Raw genomic sequence first — 22,033 nt, forward strand, 5'->3', positions numbered from 1 at the left:
TCTTTTTTAGATATACTTAATTTTTATAAATAACCTTCATTTTTACAATAGATGCATATTCTTAACTCTCAGTACACTTTAAAATGATACAATTTCATGTAAGTATCGATATTATAAAATTTATTATACGAACTTTCATTAAACTCATGTCATATTATATTTTTATATTGAATTTGTATACTAAAATTTGCCCTATAGTTTTCATATATTTATTTCGTATAATCCAAGTTAATAAATGGATTGTTTTTCTTTTCATAACCTACAGTTGTTGGTTCACCGTGTCCAGGAAAAATATTTATTTCATCTTTTAACATAAATAATTTATTCTTGATAGATTCAATAATTTGAGAGTAACTTCCTCCCCATTCCTTATCGGGATTTCCAATAGAAAGTTTAAATAGCACATCGCCCGTAAATAATTGTTGTTCAGATTTAAGACATATACTTCCTTTAGTATGCCCTCCTACATGAATAACTTTAAGTTTTAAATTTCCTATATTAATCTGATCATCATTTTTTAAATACCTAGATATGAATATATGTTCTGGTTTAACAATATATTTTAATAAATCAACATCTTCTTTGGGAACTAGAAGCTGAGTACCAGTTTTTCCCATAAGTTTTTTTACTGACATTATATGGTCAATATGACAATGTGTTAAAATAATATATTTTATATTCATGCTAGCCTGTTGAATAGCATTTAATATTATATCAGCATCAATGCCAGGGTCAATAATTACACACTCTTTCCCATCACCCCATACGTAGCAATTCGAAGCCCCCGAATTATGGGATACTGTCTCAGTAAAAACGATATTATTATCATTAAAAATATAGATTTTCGGTTGTTCATATCTCTTTGATATTCTTTCCAAAACTTGATTTTTATTCTCTTTAACTCTCTCTTCTACGTCCACTGTCCCTTTTTTATTGATTTTTGTATTTAAATATTTAGACATTTTATCAATAGTTGAATACGTAAAGACGTCTACAATATTTACAAGATCCCTAAACTCTTTTTCTAAATATCGTAATAAATCAGTAGCCAGTATAGAGTCTCCTCCAATGTCATAAAAATCATCATTGATATCTACCTCAGTTATTCCCAATACTTCGCCCCAAATTTGTGCAAGCCTTAAATCAAATTCATTAATGTCATTTTTAGCTTTACCTTTGATAACTACTTCCGAAATTTCTTCTTTTTTTCTTGAATTTTTTTGATAATTCTCCTTTTTCATTCTTAATTTTTTATTAATGAAACTCCTTAAATTGTCAGAAATTCTAATTGTGTACTGATTTATAAAAGTATCTATAGCTCCATAGTTCAATTCTCCAATTATAATTTTTCGTATATCTCTCTGCAATACTTTGTCAAAAGCTTTTATTGCTTTTTCAGTAGAAAGAGCTTTAAACATGCTCTTATTTTCATCTACTTTGAAATTAAAAGCCATTCCTGTTTCTTTCCACCCAGACCAGTTGATAGTAATTGTTCTCTTATTTTTTTTATTCCTATATTCAGAAAATGAATCCAAATAGGCGTTTGCAGCAGTATAATCGCTTTGACCTGGTATACCATACAGTGTATTAATTGATGAGAAATTAATAAAAAAATCGAGGTTTTGGTCTTCAGTCATTTTATCTAATAACCATGTACCTAGCGTTTTAGGTAGTAATACTTCCTCAAATTTCTTCTTTTCTTTTCTTATAATAAACCCATCACCTGCAACACCTGCACAGTGAATTACTCCATCAATCTTATAAAATTTCTTTTTTAAGTCGCCAAAAATCCATTTCATGTCACTTTCATTAGATACGTCACCTCTATAAAGGATAACTTTAGTTCCTTCACATTCTATATCCATAATATGCTTAATTCGATTGCATACCTTATTATTCATGTTTTCTTCTAAAATCTTTGGCCATTTACTTCGTTCGGGTAGTGACGATCGATTAATGAATACAAGATTGATTTTTTTAAGAGATGCTAAATACTTACTTATTTCCATTCCAATTCCACCAGCACCTCCAGTAATAATATAAACTCCATTCGGTTTAATCTTTATTTCTTTTATAGGAGCATCATCCATATTAGCCATATTAAACTCTTCAATATATCTAACTCCTTGCCGATACACTACAATTGGAACCTGATTTTTTGTACATAATTCCGCTAGAATATCCTTAACCTCAGTATCAACATCAATATCAATACATTTACATATCAAATTAGAATACTCATTTCCAATAACCTTGGAAATTCCATATAAACTTGCATTATGTGGTTTAATTACACTTTCATTTTTAGTTACCTCATATCCATAATCAGCAATTGAAATAATTTCTATGTTATTTGTTATTTTACTCTTCAATATGGCCTTTGTGCAGACAAATCACTCAAAGCACTCATTATGGAGTTACATACTTGATGTTCATCTTTTAAAACTAAAATATTTTGATGCCTCAAGCTTTGATTCTGCGTATTTACCATCTGTGGTTTCCATAAAATTTCATAGCTATCATTTGGTTTGTTTAATATTTCTCCCAACTTAAAATCCTCTTCATGTACTTTTTTTACGAGATAGTCTTCAACTTCAGTAATAATTTTCCCATCAAAACCTATCAACGTTACGTCAAACGCAACCACTTCCATTCCTTGTTCCTGCAATCCTTTTTTCCTTATGTAACTATAAAACTTATCAGGTAAAGGTGTATAACTCTTCAGCGACTTATAAGACCAAGGAAGGTAAAGTCCCTCTCCTATATTTCTGATTAGTACATTCATTGCCACATCCATTAATGAAGGATGCATAACATATGCATTCATATCTTCAATATATTCTCTAGGTAGCTCAATTTTAGCTAAAATTCCATCATCTCCAAAAGATACTGTTTTAAGACTTTTCCACCTAGGGCCTATCTCAACTGCACTTACGGGGATTTCAGCATAATTGATGACTTTTTCGGAATGAAATTTCCTTTTCAATGTTTCAATATCATATATTGGTTCGGGCTTTGAGTGAACACCTATAACTTTTCCTTCTACATATTTCACCCAAAGTTCACCATTATCACTATCCATTCTACTTGCTACAGATACTACATAATATTCCCCTTCCTGTCTGATAATTGTATGAACTTCTTTGCATTCTCCATCATTTACGATAAGGGGGGCAAGAAATGTAAAATCTTTCAGTTCAATGCTTTTTTCTTTAAAATACTTCTGACATGTAGCTAATGCAATTTCTAAGTATGTAGTACCAGGTACAACATATTTTCCATTTACCTTATGCTCATTTAAGACCCAATATTTTTCAGGTGTATATGCTGTCGAATAAATTTCTATATTCAGGGATTCTACTAATAACTTATCTAGCAAAGGATGTTCAAGTTTACTTGTATTCTTAACTGTTTCTTTGACATATAATTTTTCCTTGTTGTCTTCTCTGGATCTAACCCAACATCTTTTTTGCAAAAATGGATATGTTGGTAAACTTACTCTCGTTACTTTTTTGTTTTCATAAACTTTCTCCCAATGAATATCTGCACCATGGGTATACAACTTACACAGCTCACCTAGTACTTCTGACTGATTTTTTCTACATGACATATATATTTCTAACTTTTCATCCGCCTTATTTGTCATATCTACCTTTTCTTCTGCTGTAAGTTCATTTTTGTGTTTTTTCCTACCACCTTTAACGAATCTTACTTCACCGAAATATATACCTTTAGGATTTAAAAGATTTTCATTCAAATCTACTAAACATAGTGTAGCAAGTTTATTTTTAATATCTTGAAATCCATCAAATAATATTGCTAGCCGATAATTAAAATGGTTTCTACCTGCATTGGCCGTATAAATAATATTATCCATACTAATTTTATCAGACTTTTCATTAAAAAACTCATTATACCGCCTAATCAATTCTTTTAAAGATTCAATACTTTTAGCGGAAATTGTAAGAACATTTAACCCTTGGGTTGTTTTATTTATTTGATTTTTCTTTATCACAGGTGCTTCTTCCAAAATAATGTGGCAATTTGTACCACTTAGTCCAAAAGAGCTAATGCCACATCTTAATGGATAATCAGATTCCCAATCAATAAATCTATCATTTACATATACTGGAGACTCTTCAAAATTTATTTTTGAATTAGGTGTTTTAAAATAAATACTTGGTGGAAGTTTCTTGTTTTTTAAAGCCAATATTACCTTCATCATACTTGCAATTCCTGAGCAACAATCTAAATGCCCCACATTGGTTTTGACAGATCCAATGGCACAAAATTGTTTCTTATTTGTATACTTTTTAAAGGCCCTCTGTACTCCACTTATTTCTATAGGATCGCCCAATTTAGTACCTGTACCATGGGCCTCAATATATGAAATTGATTCTGGATTTACATGTGAATCTTCCCAAGCTTTAATAATCACTTCTTCCTGTGCAATGGGATTTGGTGTGGTTAACCCTAATGAATTTCCATCTTGATTAATTGCACTCCCTTTTATCACGGCATGTATATTATCTCCATCGTTTAAAGCTTTATATAAAGGTTTTAGAATTACGACTCCAGCCCCTTCTCCCAATCCAATCCCATCAGAACTATTATCAAAGGTCTTACACCTAAAATCAGATGACTGAGTACCAATTCCCCAACTAGCCTCTCCCCTTATCGGGAATAAAATTACTTTTACTCCCCCTGCAATAGCCGCATCACACTCTCCTTTTCTTATGCTCTGGCATGCTAAATGTACTGCAACAAGGGCAGATGAACAAGCCGTATCAACTACCAGGCTTGGTCCCTTGAAATCCAGTAAATATGAAATTCTACTTGCAATAATCGATTTGATATTACCCGCAGTAGAAATTCCTATAGATTCAGAAGACATTGTTTGAACATATTTTCTATAATCGTCATGGAAATCATTGCTGAATCCAAGATATACACCTGTTTTTGTTCCTCTTATTTTCTTACTATTATATCCAGCATCCTCAATTGCTGACCATACAGTTTCTAAAAATATTCTTTGATTTGGATCCATTAAACTTGCTTCTCTTGGAGAAAGTCCAAAAAAATTGTAGTCAAATTGATCCACATGATTTAAAAACCCGGCTTCAATGAACTTCATCCCTTCTTTTGATAAGCCTAAACTATATAGTTGTTCCACATAATTCGTTATTTCACTGGCTCTATCTTCTGGAAATTTTCGAATACAATCTCTGCCATTTTTTAAGATATTCCAATATTCCTTTAAATTCTCTGCCTCTGCAAATCTTCCACTAATTCCAATAATAGCAATATCATGTCTTGAAGTGTCTTGAAATTTAATTGAATCGTCTTTTGTTACATCTCTTAAGTTCACTTTTTTTAGTTCTGCTAACTGCATCTTCATTTTCTCTCCTTTCTTTCAGCAAATCTTTTCCTAATCAGCAGGCATCATAAAATCCGAGAATAAATGACGCGTTCCAGTTTCATTAAATATCTGATTAAATCTCTCAATTTGCTCTTTTTGTGGTGTCCTTTTTGTAATAAACACAGATCTCATCATCTTCAGTGCTTCTCTCATTTGTTCAATTGTCGGTTCTTTCTCTTCTTTCTCAATCTCTGCTTGAATTTCCTTTACCTTTCTATATGGTTGGATTACTCCCTTTTCATATTCTTTATCATCCCAATTGTTGTTCTTTGTACAAACTGCTATTGCCATACTTCTTGTTATTACACTCATTTTATTATCTTTTTCTATAGATCCTATGTTTCTATTCATATTCAATTCCGTCTTTAGTACCTGTACATCTTCTTCCTTATCATATGAATAGACCTTTATTCGTTTACTATTTTTCTTCATTAAATTCTTAAGTACAGTCTTAGGTCCCAGTTCGATACCTATTTCTACTTTATTTTTCTCCAGATATTCTATCGTTGCTTGCCATTTTACTGGTTCTACTATCTGTTTCTTTAAGTTCTTTACAATTCTACTACTGTCCTCATAAGGCAAAGCTGTTATATTAGACATTACCGGCCATTTCAATTTGCTATATTCGTATTTAGTTAGTTCATTTTCAAATTTTTCCGATGCTAATTTCATTAATGGACTATGGAATGGCGCACTCACATTTAAAGGTATAATTCCCCCTCCCTTTTCATAAAGGTTTGCTGCCACCTCTTCAACAGCGTCCTTATATCCAGATATTACAACTTGATCCCATGCATTGTAATTTGATATGACAACCAACTTTCCCCATTCTCTCTTAATCTTGCACTCATCTTCAATCTCCTTCCAACTCAACCCGCTAATTGCTGCCATTGAGCCTGTTCCAAATGCAGTAGCTTCCTGCATAAACTTTCCACGGTTACGTACCATTTTTACTGCATCTTGAAACTGTATTGCACCAGCACACGATAATGCTGTAATCTCTCCTAAGCTATGACCCGCTAAATATGACGGTTCTATTCCTATTTCCTGCATATAAACTCTGAACATTGCCACACCCATTGTTAAAATGGCAGGCTGTGTATTTTCTGTCATTGTAAGTTTCTCCATATTACCTTCAAAGCATAATTTTCTAATGTCAAATCCTAGTACATCATTTGCTTCTTCAAACGTTTCTTTAGCTATTGGATATCCTTCATAGAACTTCTTCCCCATACCTATATACTGGGAACCTTGTCCTGGAAATAATAATGCTACTTTTTTCATAACTTAACCCATCCTCTCTATATATGAATTTGTATTCTGTTTAAAAACTTTGAAATTAAATAGCAATCGGGTATAAAGTAAAGTGTTACTCCGTGTCCATAGCTATACTTTTTAATAATTTTATATATGCATATGACATTTCTACTACTTTGCTCTTTCGTAATTTTGATGCATTATATTCAAATATTAAAATCATAGTATCCTCTTCTTCCTCTACTTTCATAATGAAATCATATACGTCAATTAATTTGCCAATCATGTCTTTTCTATTTGTAAACAAAGGTATAACAAGATTCTGTTCTGTAACAACTCTTATATCTATACTGCCAAATTCATATATTTCTGATGGTTTTAATTGTTTACGGATTTGTTCTATAGATTCTACGAGTTCTCCTAGTTCTGTAAAATCTTCTACATTAATGTTTATAGGAAATATTCCATTTATACTATCTAATGCCACCTGAACTATGACTTCATCTTTCTCACACATTTCATGCAACATGTATATATATATGGAAAGCAAAACATCCTCTACTCTCACCTTACTATTTTGTAATACTTTTATAATTTTTTCCACTATCCATTCATCAATTTGAAATCGCAGGATCGTATCTTCATTTTCCTCATCAATATTTATAAAATATTCCTCTGGAAACTTAATACCTTTTAATTCTAATTTTTTCTTTCCTTTCACTTCATCTTCACTTATAAATTGTGCTAATTTTGAGATAGTTGGATATGCAAAGATATCTGCCACTTCTACTTTACCCGGATATAGTTTATCTATCCGCGTATGCATTTGCACCAATAGTAGAGAATTGCCTCCTAATTCAAAAAAGACATCGTTTATTCCTACTTCTTCTCTCTCCAATACATCTTCCCATATATCTACAAGTTGTTTTTCCACTTGTGTTGTTGGTGCTTTATACTCGATTTTCAAACTATTTCTGCCAGTATCATGCTCTGGAAGTGCTTTTTTGTCTATTTTTCCATTAGGAGTTAACGGCATGCATTTTATTGGCACGAAATATGAAGGTATCATGTAATCTGGAAGTTCTTTCAACATATGCTCTCTAAGTTTAGAAACTCCTATTTCCATATCAGCAACATAATATGCTATCAGATATTTATCTCCTGTTGAATTTTCTCTAGATATAACAACGCACTCTTTTATCCCTTTGCATGTGCCTAATGATTTTTCTATCTCACTCAATTCTATTCTGTAGCCTCTTATCTTTACTTGATTATCTATCCTGCCTAAAAATTCCACAGTTCCATCCGGTTGCCATTTAGCTAAATCTCCTGTTCTATATATTTTCTCATTTACTTTATATGGATTATTAAAAAACTTTTCCTTAGTAAGATCCTTTCTGTTTAAATACCCCCTTGCAACACCATCACCACCAATACACAATTCACCACTCACTCCTATTGGCTGAAGTTTGTTGTTTTTATCTATAATATATATTTGTGTATTTGATATAGGCTTTCCTATACTTATCTCATTTATATCCGTTAACTCTTTTACCATTGACCATACAGTAGCTTCTGTTGGACCATACATATTAAATATTTTTCCGTAATATACCTGTTTTAGCTGATGCAGTAATTCATCTGGTAAAGCTTCTCCACCTATCATTACATCTTTTAAATATTTAAAGCATGTCAAATCACTTCCTCCTCTCATCAAAAGCTTTAGTCTTGATGGTGTCACTTGCATCATATCAACCTTATTTTTTATAATTAAATTATTTAACAATTTAGCATCTATTTGTTCATTCTCATCTGCTATTATAATCTTTAGTCCCTTACATAATGGTAATAACGTTTCTAATACAAAAATATCAAAGGATATTGTAGTAAGATTTAGTATAATCTTTCCTGCTGTAAAATTTATTATATTAGATATTCCATTTATAAAGTTATTAACAGACTGATGTTCTAACATCACTCCTTTGGGCTTCCCTGTGGATCCTGACGTGTATATGACATATGCAAGATTTTGGGCATTATTCAAAATCCTAAGATTAGTAATACTCATTTCTGCATATGCATTCGAACTAAACAAATCTATGATTTCCCCCTTAAATTCTATTTTGTCTAAAAGACTTTGCTGAGTAAGTAATATGTTAGTTTTACTGTCCTCTAACATATACTGTATTCTATCCACTGGATATCCAGGATCAATTGGCAGATACGCACCTCCAGCTTTCAACACGCCTATAATTCCTATAAGCATTTCTGGTGAACGTTCTACCATAATTCCTACAATATTATCAGCTCCTACTCCATTGTTTCTTAACAACCTTGCTAGCTGATTCGATTTTTCATTTAATTGCTTATATGTCAATGTTTGATTTTTAAACACAACAGCTGTATCTTTAGGTGTCCGTGCTACTTGTTGTTCAAATAATTCCTGAATTGTTTTCTCTTTTGCATAATTTAATGCTGTATTATTAAAATCATATAATAGATGTTCACGTTCTATTTTATCCAACACTTCTATGTCTTCAATCTTTACATTTGGGTTCCTCATAACCTCTTTTAGTATATTCATAAAATACTTTGAAAATTTTTCGATTGTGTCTCTCTCAAATAAATCACAGTCATACTCAATCATAAAACTAATGTCGCTATCTTTTTCAAATGCCTGAAATGTGATATCATATACACTTAAGTGATTATGAAAAACATGAGGAATAATGGTTAGTTCATCTGTATTAAATTCTTTTATGTAAGAGTTATCCTGTAGAATAAACATTGTATCAAATAGAGGATTTCTACTCAAATCACGTTGTATATCAATGTTTTCTATTAGATTTTCAAACTGATAATCCTGGTGTTCCAATGCAAGAAGAACATTTTTTCTCACTTCCTTAAGAAAATCTATAAATTTTTTATTCCCTTCTATTTTGCTTCTAATCGCAAGTGTATTTATAAAAATTCCCAATAGGTTTTCCAAATCTTTATGAATTCTTCCCGATGTTGGGGTTCCAACCACAATATCTTCTTGACCCGTTAATTTCCACAGCAAACAATTATACGTGGCAAGGGAAACCATATATAACGTGGTTTTAGTTTGAACAGTAAATTGCTTTAATGCCTCAACTAATGTATTTTCAAGTTCAAATCTGTAACAATCGCCTTTAAAACTTCGATTTGAAGGTCTGGGATTATCAGTTGGTAGATTTAACAAAGGTATTTGTCCACTGAAAACCTTAAGCCAATATGATTCTTGTTTTTTTAACAATGGTTGTTGAAGAATATTATTTTGCCAAGCTGCAAAATCTTTATATTGTATTTTTAATTCAGGCAGATTATCACCATTATACAGAGAGAATAGTTCACTCATTAAAATTCCCAACGATGTTCCGTCGAAAATAATATGATGAATATCCAAGATAAGAAAATGTTTATCTTCACTAATCTTTATAATACCTACTCTAAATAGTGGAAGTTTTTTAAGATCAAATGGCCTTATAAATCTATTCATCAACTTTGTGAATTCATGCTCTTTAGCCGTATAGCATTGAATATCAATAGACAATCTTTTACTCACTCTTTGAATAGGAATACCATCTACAAAATCAAAAGAAGTTCTTAAAATCTCATGCCTGCTTATTATTTCTTTAAATGCATTACTTAATCTATCAATATCAATCATTCCATGGATCTCAAGATACGTACATATATTATAAGCTATTCCCGAATTTTGTAGATGATCAATAACTAACATTCGTTTTTGTGCAGAAGAGACAGGATAATAATCGGAGTTACTTACTTTTTCTATAGGTGAATACGGAATTACATTCTTGCCATTATCTTTATGAAAATCCTCACTTAAAAATAATGCAAGATCAGAAATTGTTCTATGTTGTAATAATTCACTAACCTTTATATTGATTTTTAAACGCTCATGAATTACATTCAGTATTTTCATGGCTATAATTGAATTGCCACCAAGATTATAAAAATCTTCATTAACATTAATACCTTCAAATCCAAGAATTTCTTCCCATATTTTTTTTATTTGTAACTTTAAATTAAAATCATCTCCACTGATTATAATTTGTTCCTTATTGCTATGACATGGTAATACATTTCTTACATCTACTTTATTGTTTGTTTTAGTAATTCCAGCTCTTTCTCTATTCAGATCTAACTTAATCCAACATCTTTTATCCTCAAATGGATACCCTGGAAGATTAACTCTGTTATGTAACTCATTATTATATAATATATTCCAATCCACATTTGCTCCCTTCACATAAAGCTTGCAGACCTCACTCAAAATATCAAATTCCTGCTTTCCTCCAAGAATATATTCTTTTAACTTCCGATTTGCCTCAAAATTCATTTGTCTTTTTTCATTTATCGTTAAATTTACTACATTATCTGTTGCAAAATATCCTTTAGATAAATCACTCTCAGTGCATTCAAGAGATTTATCTTTATATAATTTATTAAGTTTACATTTTAGTTCATCTATGTTCCGTATGATAAGGGAAATTCTATAATCAAAATGCATCCTTCCCGTATTAGCAGTAAAACAAATATTATCCAAATCCATAGATTCGTCCATATTTAAAAACTTTAAATAATCAACAATTAATCTCTTTAATATCTCTTTCTTCTTAGCAGATAATGTTATTACTTTATATTTGGATTCTCTGCATATAACTTTTTTAGGTAATTGAGGTGCTTCTTCAAGAATTAAGTGACAGTTTGTCCCACTAATTGCAAAAGAACTTACCCCACACCTTCTTGGATAGTCTTCTACTTCCCACTCACGTAATCTATCATTAATATATATAGCTGTTTCCTCAAAATTGATATCATAATTAGGTGTTGTAAAATTTAATAAAGGTGGTAATTCTTTATGTTTTAGCGATAAAATCGCTTTTACCATTCCAGCAATTCCTGAAGCTTCATATAAATGTCCCATATTAGTTTTCAGTGTACTTACAGCACAAAATTGTTTTCTATTTGTAAACTTTTCAAAAGCGTTGTTAATACCTTCAATTTCAATAGAATCACCTAATTTTGTTCCTGTTCCGTGTACTTCAATGTAGGATATTGTTTCTGGATTTATTTTTGAGGCCTTCCAAGCATCAACAATCACTTGCGTCTGAGAATCAACATTTGGTGCAGTAATTCCTCCTGTAACTCCATCCTGATTTACTGCACTTCCTTTAATAACAGCATAAATACTATCTCTATCGTCTAGAGCTTTATCTAAAGGTTTCAATAATAATCCAACTATACCTTCACCCATGGCAGTCCCATCAGCACTATTATCGAATGTTCTTGTTTCAAAACTAGGAGATTCTATTCCAATACGAACTTTGTTTTGAAGTGGGAACAAATTTATCCTAATCCCACCCGCTATAGCCATATCACACTCACCATTGCTAATGCCCTTACATGCCAAATGAACAGCTACCATAGATGAAGAGCACGCAGTATCAACAACCATACTAGGCCCTTTTAGATTTAAAATATATGCTAACCTCCTCGGTATGAATGAAGGAATGTTTCCAAGCATCGCCATGGATGTAAATGATGGTTCTACTTCTGAAACCATCCTAAAATAATTATATTCCAAATCCGTCGAGTACCCGACATATATACCTGTTTTACTACCTGAAAGTTTATCTATGCCATATCCTGCATCTTCAATAGCTCTCCATGCTGTTTCAAGAAATAATCGTTGACCAGGATCCATCAAACGTGCTTCATTGGGTGAAAGTTTAAAAAACTCATAGTCAAATTTATCAATATCATTTAAGAAAGCACCTTGTATATATTTTTGCTTATTTTTTGACATTCCAGACCATGTAAGATATTGATCTGTATCCATTTTACGGTTATTTGGAAATTTAATAACACACCTTTTTCCACTTCGTATATTATTCCAATAATCATTTAAAGTTTGAGCCATAGGCATATTTATTGACATTCCTATTATAGCTATATCTTTCATACTGTTAGTCTCTGAAGTATTTAACATTTTAATCAGGTTCACAGCTATTTGTCTGTCTAGATAACCTGCTCTTTCATTTTCTATAATGTATTTAAAAACATTTTTCACTCTTCCATTCACCTCATCTTTGATCTAAAATATCAATAATTTCATTAACCGTATAATCTCCTTTATCCAATCCTTCAAAAAGCTTATCTATGCGTTTTTCCTGTTTTTCATCTTTCTTACTTACATTACTTATATATTGAGATAATTCTGAAACAGTTGGATGTGCAAAAATTTGTGCAACAGATACTTTTCTTTGGAAGCATCCATTCAACTCTTTACATGTTTTTGCAATTAGAATTGAATCCATACCCATTTCTATTAAATTATCATGAATGTCTATTTTAGATTTTCCTAAAATACTTTTGCAAATTGATAATACAGTTCTTTCAACAACAGTATCTGCACATTTAATCTTTCTATTATTCGTAAATTCTTCTGACAACATATTCATCCTACGAGATACCCCTTCAAACTTACCTAGTTTATAGATTTCTGCAATTTTATATCGTTGAATTTTCCCACTATCCGTTCGAGGAAATTCTCTAACAGGTAATACATCCTTAATATTTAACCCCATACACTTCATTACATGTTGTTTGATTTTGAAAGTTAATAGTGTAAATTTCTCCAAATTAACGTCAGTCAGAACAAAAATAATCACTTCTTCTCTATGCATTTCTTTATTATATATACCACATGCAGCAACCCTTCCTGATCCAACGCCATCTACTTGTTCTACAATTCTCTCTATATCGTGTGGATAGTAATTACACCCATTAATAAAAACTATATCTTTTGCTCTTCCGGTGATAACCAAACGTCCATTGTGCATAAAACCCAAATCTCCTGTATTCAACCACCCTTCCTCGTTGATTGCTTCGGAAGTAGCACCTTGGTTATTATAATATCCCTTGATCACATTCTTTCCTTTGATATAAATATTTCCTATAGTATTCTCTCCTAGAACACTCCTCCCATTATCAACAATTTGCACCGAGCAGTTAGATAATGGGGATCCTACATCCACAAAACTAATTGCTTTCATTATACTCATTTCAGTATTAATAAAATTTACATGTTTTCCTGTGATTATTTGATTTCGATCAATACTCAACACTTTCATATCCTCATTAATTGGAGGATATGAAATGCCTAAAGTTGCCTCAGTCATTCCATATGCTGGATACATACTTGTTCTGCGAAGTCCATAAACAGCTAATGCATCCATAAACTCTTGAATCAATGAAGCATCAATTGGTTCTGCACCGTTCAAAATTAGACGTACACATGATAATTCCCATTTAATCGCTTTGCTACGCTTAAAATGTGATAGAAAATATCTATATCCAAAATTTGGGGAAACAATATATGTAGATCTACGTTTATTAACTTCATCAATCCATTGAACTGGTTTTTGTAAGAATAAATCTGTCGACATAATACAGTGATTAAGATTTGCTCTAAGAGGCAAGACATGAAATCCAATCATACCCATATTATGATTTAATGGCATCCAACTAAAAAATGAATCCTTTGAGGTTATTTGAGTTCGTTCTATAATATCATCTATATTGGCTATTACATTAGCATGCGTAATTGGAGCCCCTTTGGGTTCACCTGTTGAACCAGAAGAAAATTGTATAAACGCTATATCATTAGCCTTACTTTTTTTTATAACACCATCATGACCGTCTACGCTTATTTCTTCTAAAGTAAAAGTTCTTTTTTTAATATCATTTATATTTTCTAAACACTCATGCATAACTGCATAATTTTCAAGATTTAATAAAGTATCTCGATCTGTAATCAAATAAGGATTATTTAATTGTTTCCATATTCTGAAAAGATTTAATTTTTGCTCATGATTATTACCACTAGTAACATGTACTGGAATAATTCGTCCTAATATACAAGCCCAGAAAAACATAATACACTTTTTGTTATCTTGTATTTGGAATATTAGTTCATCATTTTGACTTATACCCATTTTTTGTAATTGATATAATAAATGATGTGCCATTATATATAAATTTCTAAATGATATAATCTCTTCTTTATTATCATCATCAATAAAGGTTATCGATTTATCTTCATTGTTACTTATGTTAATAAACATATCCACTAAATTATTCACTTTTTTCCCCCTCATATAATTATTGATTTTGTGTATTTTTGTAAATAGTATCATTAATTACTTCCACAACTTCTTTCATTCTCTCATTAATAAAAAAATGTCCTCCACTAAAATTACAAAAAGTACATTCTTCTTGTACAAGATCATTCCATTTATCAAGCTCACTGAATTTTATATCTACATCATCTAACCCGTTCAACACAGTTACTTGACAACTTATTTTCATTTTTTTAGGTATATATTTATAACTATCTATAACCCTGTAATCTGCTCTTAATATTGGCATAAAATATCTATATATGATTTCATTATCAAATACTATGTCTGGTATGGCATTATATTTTAATATTTCTTTTTTAAAATCTATATCTGACATTTTATAAAATTCAGTATTTTTATTAATATTGGGTGCGTTTCTTCCAGAGAAAAATATATGTAATGGAGTACTTCTATTCTGATTTTTAATTTTATGATATAATTCGAAAACAATTAAGCTTCCCATACTGTGCCCAAATAGCACATATGGGCCCCCATTGATCTGATAGTATATTTGGGAATATACATCCTCAACAACCTGCTTTAAATCACTAAACGGAGGTTCACTACTCCTTATTCCTCTACCAGCTAATTCTATGGGGCAAAGTTCAATGGAACTATTCAAATACTTTTTCCATCTTGTATAAATTATTGCTGAACCACCTGCATACGGAATACAAAAAAGTCTTGTTTTTCTCATTATCATCCCCCACTAATGTATAATTGTATATTTTATTAAGGTTATGAATCACAATAAATGTCTATAAAAATTTTTATAAATAACCTTAAGAGTTCCTTAAGAGTTTTTTGGGAATTAGCTATGTGTCATTCTAGATTATATAGTTTAGATTGTTGAATAACCATTTTCCCTAAGCATATAAATACTGATTCTAATCCCAAAAAGATATTTTGTAGCCCTTTTTATACTTTAAATTTAATTATTGAACAACCCATAGTTATAAAAACTATAATAAAAATTTTATTAGTAAAACTTTAGAAATCCAAAAGTAATAGATCTCTAAATATGGAATTGATTATAAATAATTCTTATAAAATTTTTCAAATTACTAAACCATAAAAAATTATGTTTATTATTTACACTCTTCACTTTTGTTGATATAATAAATACTAGTAAAAGTAACATCAAGTTATTTTTATTGCCCCATAAATCATGTGCTTCCACCAAGAACTTATATGATTTATGGGTTTTACTTTATCATTAATATTGACAAAATTTTAACATATAGATTTCCTAAAAATTATCTCTTTATTTAAAAACAAACATTACCTTCCGAGTTTAAGATCCTAGACTAAAGTTTAGGCTAATTGCACCAATCCCTGTATTATTTCTTCATTGTTAGTTTTTAAACAAACTAAATCCTAAGTTAACCTTAAAGGTTTCGGCTGAAAACCAAGGGATTTGACCTCATCATATATACATTAAAATCTGACATTTGCCTATAATATCTCACTACTTCACTTATAGATATAACTTCAATTGCTTGCAATATTAATTTTAACTCTCGCAACAAACAATGTCAATACTTTACACCTTTGTTTTTTTTTGAAAATATTGTCGAATTTTATCCAAACAGATTTTTAACTATAAATTATAATAACGAAAAAATAGATTTTTATTATAATGTACTTCTAAAAAATGTAACTTGATAAATTAATACAACATTATTTACTATAACTTATTTAAATGTATAAGAAAAGTACGATTATTGTGGTTATTAACTTTTATAGTCTTGTATACATAATCTTGCAATGATAAAATAACTTAATAAATATTTTTCACAAGATACGGAAAACATAAAAAATAAACTCTATTTTAGGTATTTAACCCATTATTATTGATAAAAAAGTTACATAGAACTAACAGAAATAAGGAGCTATTTATGGTACATATTTATGGAATTCAAATTAAAACATTTTCAAACAAAAAATTACTATATTCACTTATGAAACTAGTTTCTAAAAATAAAAGAGAACGAATAAAAAAATTTATGTTTCAACAAGATTCCCTAAGATGTTTGTTTGGAGCTTTACTTTCTCGATATGCTATATGCAAAATAAGCAACTATAAAAATGATGAACTTAAATTTAATGTAAATTCTTATAATAAGCCCTTTCTAATTAAACCAAATAGCTTGTATTTTAATACATCTCATTCTGGCAGATGGGTTGTTTGTGCTGTAGCAAACAACCCTGTGGGTATAGATGTTGAATATATTAAATCTATAGATTTTGATATAGCCAAAACATTCTTTACAAAAGAAGAATATATCAATCTTATGAATCAAGATATAAAAAATCAGAAAAGATACTTTTATTTGATGTGGACATTAAAAGAAAGTTATGTTAAAGCCGATGGCAGAGGTCTATCATTACCTTTAAATTCTTTTTCCATCGACATAAAAAACGATGAAATTTCCATTATTACCAATAACAAATTGAACTTATGTTATTTCAAAAAATATTATATTGATAATCTTCATATTTCTTCAGTTTGTTCATTAAGTAACAATTTCTGTAGTGAAATAAATGAAGTAACTGTTTATGATTTATTAGAAACATTAAGCTAAAGTAATAACGTATTTTATAAGATATATGGACTATATGTAGAAACAAAGATAGTGTTCTTTACTCAATAAATTAGACAATCCAAACTTGTTGTTTCTAACTTTTTTGTAAATCAACTTGTTATTTGATTTTTTATGCTGCTGTCGGCTTGGTGCTACGTCAAGAAAAAGTACAAATTAAAATTAGAAAATGCCAAATCATTTCTGTATTTTAACTTGCAATAGACACATTAAGTTTCTTGGCTTTTTCATATACTTTTCAAATTCGCTTGATGATATATAATTGCAATGACTGTGGATTCTTGTAGTATGTAATGGTCAAGCACACTTATAGAATTCTGTACTATATCTGAATTATAGTCTTCAATGTAAATGGCACTTTCATCATCTTTTTTGCACAAATAGACTCTATTTTATCTATGGAAATATTAGTAGGGCATATATTTTTCAGTTCTTTAATGGAGCACTCCCCTTTGGATAGATCCATATGATCCTGCCAACTATATTAAGTTATAAAATCATGTTCTTCATTAGAAAAATAAATGTTGTATATATCTTTTAACTTTTAATTTAATTGAGAAAAAACTGTGCTGCTAACTAGCACCTTTGGTTTTTTCATAAGTGTATAAATATAATGATTTATATTTATACTTCATCTGTTAAACCCTGATATTTTTTATGATCATCAATTTTTTACCGTTATTATAAATTAATATCCTTGATGAATATATCTTACCGAATAATAGCAGGAATCTATCATAGCAACAAAACATTTGTTTGCTCTACAATCTTAAATTCTGGCAGTTTCATATAATGGCATTTTAGACAACAAGAATTCTTTTTCTTCACCAAACAGTTCCTCCACACTTTTATCGCAGTTATATATTTCTTTAGATTTATAACCTTTTATATTTCTTCTAGATGGGGTAATACCAGCAGCCTTGCCATTAACTATACTAGGAAATGAGATAGAACTCATAGTACACTATGAATCTTCTATCTCTATTTTTTATACTTTGTTTAACAAAAAACTATATGTATAAAAAATAGTAATAGTAGAACACTAGGTATAGAAGATTAGTTGTGAATGGGAGAGTGGATAGAAATGAGGGTCGAAGCTTTAATTACAGGAAAAGGAAAAGAAAGATATATGCTGGTTGATGATAAGGGGGAACCAGTAGAAGTAGTATTAAAGTACATAAGATATAAAGATAATGCAGGTGCAGCAAGAAATACTTTGAGAGCTTATTGCTATCACTTAAAACTCTTTTTTCAATTTTTAGACCAAGAGAGCTTAGATTATAGAGATATTGGTTTAGATGAAATGGCTTCATTTATGAGATGGCTTCAAAATCCTTATGGTAGTCTAAAAGTTTCTCCTATAGCTTTAGCAACATCAACGAGAACTGCGCAAACAATAAACATAGTCTTATCTACGGTTATTGGATTTTATGATTATATTATGAGACATGAAGATTATAGTGTTCAATTGTCAGTAAGATTGAAAAGGCAAATATCAGGCTCCCATCGTGGTTTTAAAAATTTTCTATACCATATCAATAAGGATAGAAGCTACGATAGAAAAATTCTAAAGCTTAAAGCGCCTAAATCAAAACCCAAAACAATATCAAAAGAAAAAGTAGGTATTTTGATGGATGCATGTTCAAATATTAGAGATAAATTTCTAATTCAATTACTTTGGGAAAGCTCCATACGTATAGGTGAAGCTCTTGCATTATGGCTTGAAGATTTTCAAATTGATGCCGGTAAAATTCATATTAGAGATCGTGGAGAACTTAGTAACCATGCAGAAATAAAGACAGTATGTAGTCCTAGAACTATTGATGTTTCTTCTGACCTCATGAATTTTTATATGGATTATATAGCTGAGTATCATACTGATGAAGTTGATACTAATCATGTATTTATAAAATTTTCTGGAGAAAATAAGTATCAGCCATTGGAATATCAGGATGTTGTTTCACTTTTTAATAGACTGAAAAGCAAGACAGGAATAGATGTTTCACCACATATTTTGAGACATACATCTTTAACAGAACTTCGTAGAGCTGGTTGGAGAGATGAGCATCTTATGAAACGCGCTGGTCATGCACATGTTCAAACCACAATGCAAATGTACATTCATCCTTCTGACGAAGATATTCGCAAAGATTGGGAAAAAGCTGAAGAAAAAATGAGACTAAAAAAGGTGAGGATAAATGAATAGTATTTTCATACTACAACAAACTAATGAAAAATTATATGAAATGTATGAATTTTTACGTGGATACTGGGAACAGGATATTTGGAACCTTAAAGATGATGTTTTTTCTGAATACAGGAAGACATCAAGTCGAGTCGATATAAAATATAAGAAAATTAATTTTAGCTTTTTTAATTCTAGCCTAAAATTAGAGCTAAAATACTTTTTAAAATACAGACTTACAAATAGCATAGTAACAATTGATACCATTTATAAATACAGTCAGGTGTTTAGAAGACTTTCTGACTTCTTTCAAAAACAATATCCAGATTTAAATAGTTTTATTGAGTTAGATCTTAGTAAAACCTCTATTCAACTACGAACATACCTAGCTGATTTGGGAATAAAGACTTATAAATTTTATAGTTATCTTATTAGTCAAATAGTACCGTTTTATCAAAACTTTTATGATGATAGAAATGAGTTTGAAAAGGATACTTGGGATTTTAGAAAAATTGTAGCAGCAAGATATTCTACTGATAGATGCCATTATTATCTACACTTTTCAGATGTTCCTTTAATATATCGCCAAACAGTAAAAAATTATATGAAAATGCGTATAAGCAAATGCTCCCATGCACAGTGTTGCAGGGATGTAAGAACAATAAGAACGTTTTTACAATTTATTTATCAAAAATATCCTTTATGGAATGATTTAAAATCATTATCTAGAAAAGACATGGAAGATTACTTTAGTCATTTGCGTAATTTTACAGAGGGGAATCAAAAAAAAGAATTAGAGTATTTAATGTTTCTTAAAACTTTTCTTGAGTATATTCAAAAAGCAGAATATGAACAGGCACCAATTAAACCAGTTCTCCTATTAATTTTTAAAGAAGATTTGCCTAAAATACCTATGAGAACTGAAAATGACATAAAATATATACCTGAATGTGTATTACAGCAGCTAGATGATAACCTTGAATTTCTTACTCCAGCAGAGTATATACCCATAGTTATATTATTACGTGCAACTGGCTGGAGAATATCAGATATTTTAAATCTTAGATATGATAATTGCCTAGATCACACTCCTCAAGGTTGGTATATATGTGGAGACATAAAGAAAACACAAGTGTTAAATCATAGAGTTCCAATTACTGATGAGGTTGCAGCTGTTGTTAAATCAGTAATACAGATAACAATACCTAAAAGCAATGAATTTAACAATCCTAATAAATTACTCTTTGTGAGGTTAAGAGGTAAACGTGCTGGAAATCCTCCAGAAGCAAGATGTGTCAGTGATTATCTTAATCGTCTCGCAATTGAAAAAAATATAATAGATGATGATGGCAATATCTTTCATTTTAAAAACCATGCCTTTAGACATACAAAGGCTATTGAACTCATTAATAATGGGATGAGCTTGCTTCATGTTCAAAAGTGGATGGCCCATGCATCACCTGAAATGACACTTACATACGCTAAAATACTTGACACTACAATGAGAAAATCATGGGAAGAAGTTACTAAGCAAGGACTTTTTAGAATTGATGATGCTGGTAAGCTAAAAAAGATAGATATATCAGATATAGAAAATGAAGATATTATTGAGTGGGAATATATAAGGCATAATCTAGATGCTGTTAGGATGCCTTTAGGCTATTGCATAAAGCCCAAGAAACAAGAGTGTCATACTCAATTGAATCCTTGTCTAATATGCCGTAATCTTTGTACTACTCCAGACTTTATACCACAATTTGAATTGGAGATTCAGGAAACAAAAGCTGTAATTGAACGTGGAAAAGCTCAAAATCGTAGTGTATGGATTGAAAAAAATCAGGCTCTCCTAGAAAGGTATGAAACTATTCTAGAATTACTAAAGCAAGGTAAAATACATCATAAGGCTGGAAAGAAAGGTAGAGAATATACTGAGGAGGAGAAGAACAATGCCCAGCAGCCATGTTAGGAATATCAAAGGCTTAAAAGAATATGCCCAAGATAAAAAAGAGGAAGTCACTAAACGTGTGGATGCTACAATCCAAAAGCTTATTATTGAGAAAAAACCTATTAACTTTAATAGTGTTTCAATAGAAGCTAACGTATCTAAAACTTATCTATATACGCATAAGGATGTTCGTAAAAGAATAGAGGAATTAAGAGTAAGGCAGATAGAAGTATTTTCTTCTAAAAATATGAAAAAACAAATGACAGAGAACAACAAAGATACTCTTCTTATAGCCAAGAATAAAAAAATTAAAGAGCTATCTGAGGAAGTAAAAAGATTAAAACAAGAACTTATGTATTTGCAGGGGAAAATTTATGATAAAAGTTAGCCTCC

The 22,033-nt window shown here is 30.4% G+C and carries 12 protein-coding genes; 4 read left to right on the top strand and 8 right to left on the bottom strand.

Annotated elements, in window-relative coordinates:
• Window positions 1-209 precede the first annotated feature (209 nt).
• The 6 genes from CKL_RS08495 to CKL_RS08520 all read right to left on the bottom strand — a co-directional run bounded on the left by CKL_RS08495 (window position 210) and on the right by CKL_RS08520 (window position 15,604).
• Window positions 210-2,372, bottom strand: coding sequence for an SDR family NAD(P)-dependent oxidoreductase (locus CKL_RS08495; RefSeq protein ID WP_012102122.1), 2,163 nt, complete (start codon window positions 2,370-2,372; stop codon window positions 210-212).
• Window positions 2,369-5,398 carry a type I polyketide synthase gene (locus CKL_RS08500; protein WP_012102123.1) on the bottom strand — a complete coding sequence of 1,010 codons (3,030 nt, stop codon included), beginning with the start codon at window positions 5,396-5,398 and terminating at the stop codon, window positions 2,369-2,371. Before CKL_RS08500 ends, CKL_RS08495 begins: the two co-directional genes overlap by 4 nt.
• 30 nt (window positions 5,399-5,428) lie before the next feature.
• Complete coding sequence (gene fabD, locus CKL_RS08505; RefSeq protein ID WP_012102124.1) at window positions 5,429-6,703, bottom strand: ACP S-malonyltransferase; 1,275 nt, start codon at window positions 6,701-6,703, stop codon at window positions 5,429-5,431.
• 85 nt (window positions 6,704-6,788) lie between these two features.
• Entirely contained in the window at window positions 6,789-12,794 is a 6,006-nt protein-coding gene (locus CKL_RS08510; RefSeq protein WP_012102125.1) for a non-ribosomal peptide synthetase, read from the bottom strand.
• Window positions 12,795-12,807: 13 nt separating this feature from the next.
• Entirely contained in the window at window positions 12,808-14,868 is a 2,061-nt protein-coding gene (locus CKL_RS08515; protein WP_012102126.1) for a non-ribosomal peptide synthetase, read from the bottom strand.
• Window positions 14,869-14,887: 19 nt separating this feature from the next.
• A complete protein-coding gene (locus tag CKL_RS08520) occupies window positions 14,888-15,604 on the bottom strand; it encodes a thioesterase II family protein (RefSeq protein ID WP_012102127.1) in 717 nt (238 codons plus the stop codon).
• 1,201 nt (window positions 15,605-16,805) lie between these two features.
• Between CKL_RS08520 and CKL_RS08525 the strand changes: the two genes are divergently transcribed.
• Window positions 16,806-17,492 (top strand): 4'-phosphopantetheinyl transferase family protein, encoded by a 687-nt coding sequence (locus CKL_RS08525; protein ID WP_012102128.1) that lies wholly within the window; start codon window positions 16,806-16,808, stop codon window positions 17,490-17,492.
• Window positions 17,493-17,832: 340 nt separating this feature from the next.
• On the opposite strand, the gene CKL_RS20660 is transcribed toward CKL_RS08525, so the two are convergent.
• Window positions 17,833-17,976, bottom strand: coding sequence for a hypothetical protein (locus CKL_RS20660; RefSeq protein ID WP_155814021.1), 144 nt, complete (start codon window positions 17,974-17,976; stop codon window positions 17,833-17,835).
• A gap of 303 nt (window positions 17,977-18,279) precedes the next feature.
• On the bottom strand, window positions 18,280-18,468 hold the full coding sequence (locus tag CKL_RS08530) for a hypothetical protein (protein ID WP_041700793.1): 189 nt from the start codon (window positions 18,466-18,468) through the stop codon (window positions 18,280-18,282).
• 126 nt (window positions 18,469-18,594) lie between these two features.
• On the opposite strand from CKL_RS08530, the gene CKL_RS08535 reads away from it, so the two are divergent.
• Genes CKL_RS08535 through CKL_RS08545 form a run of 3 tightly spaced genes read left to right on the top strand, consistent with a single transcriptional unit; the run spans window position 18,595 to window position 22,028 of the window.
• Window positions 18,595-19,716 (top strand): tyrosine-type recombinase/integrase, encoded by a 1,122-nt coding sequence (locus CKL_RS08535; RefSeq protein WP_172634753.1) that lies wholly within the window; start codon window positions 18,595-18,597, stop codon window positions 19,714-19,716.
• Window positions 19,709-21,661 (top strand): tyrosine-type recombinase/integrase, encoded by a 1,953-nt coding sequence (locus CKL_RS08540; protein ID WP_012102131.1) that lies wholly within the window; start codon window positions 19,709-19,711, stop codon window positions 21,659-21,661. The genes CKL_RS08535 and CKL_RS08540 overlap by 8 nt, the downstream gene beginning before the upstream one ends.
• Window positions 21,642-22,028 carry a DUF6262 family protein gene (locus CKL_RS08545; protein WP_012102132.1) on the top strand — a complete coding sequence of 129 codons (387 nt, stop codon included), beginning with the start codon at window positions 21,642-21,644 and terminating at the stop codon, window positions 22,026-22,028. The genes CKL_RS08540 and CKL_RS08545 overlap by 20 nt, the downstream gene beginning before the upstream one ends.
• Window positions 22,029-22,033: the final 5 nt, after the last annotated feature.

Source organism: Clostridium kluyveri DSM 555 (assembly GCF_000016505.1).
Classification (GTDB): domain Bacteria; phylum Bacillota; class Clostridia; order Clostridiales; family Clostridiaceae; genus Clostridium_B; species Clostridium_B kluyveri.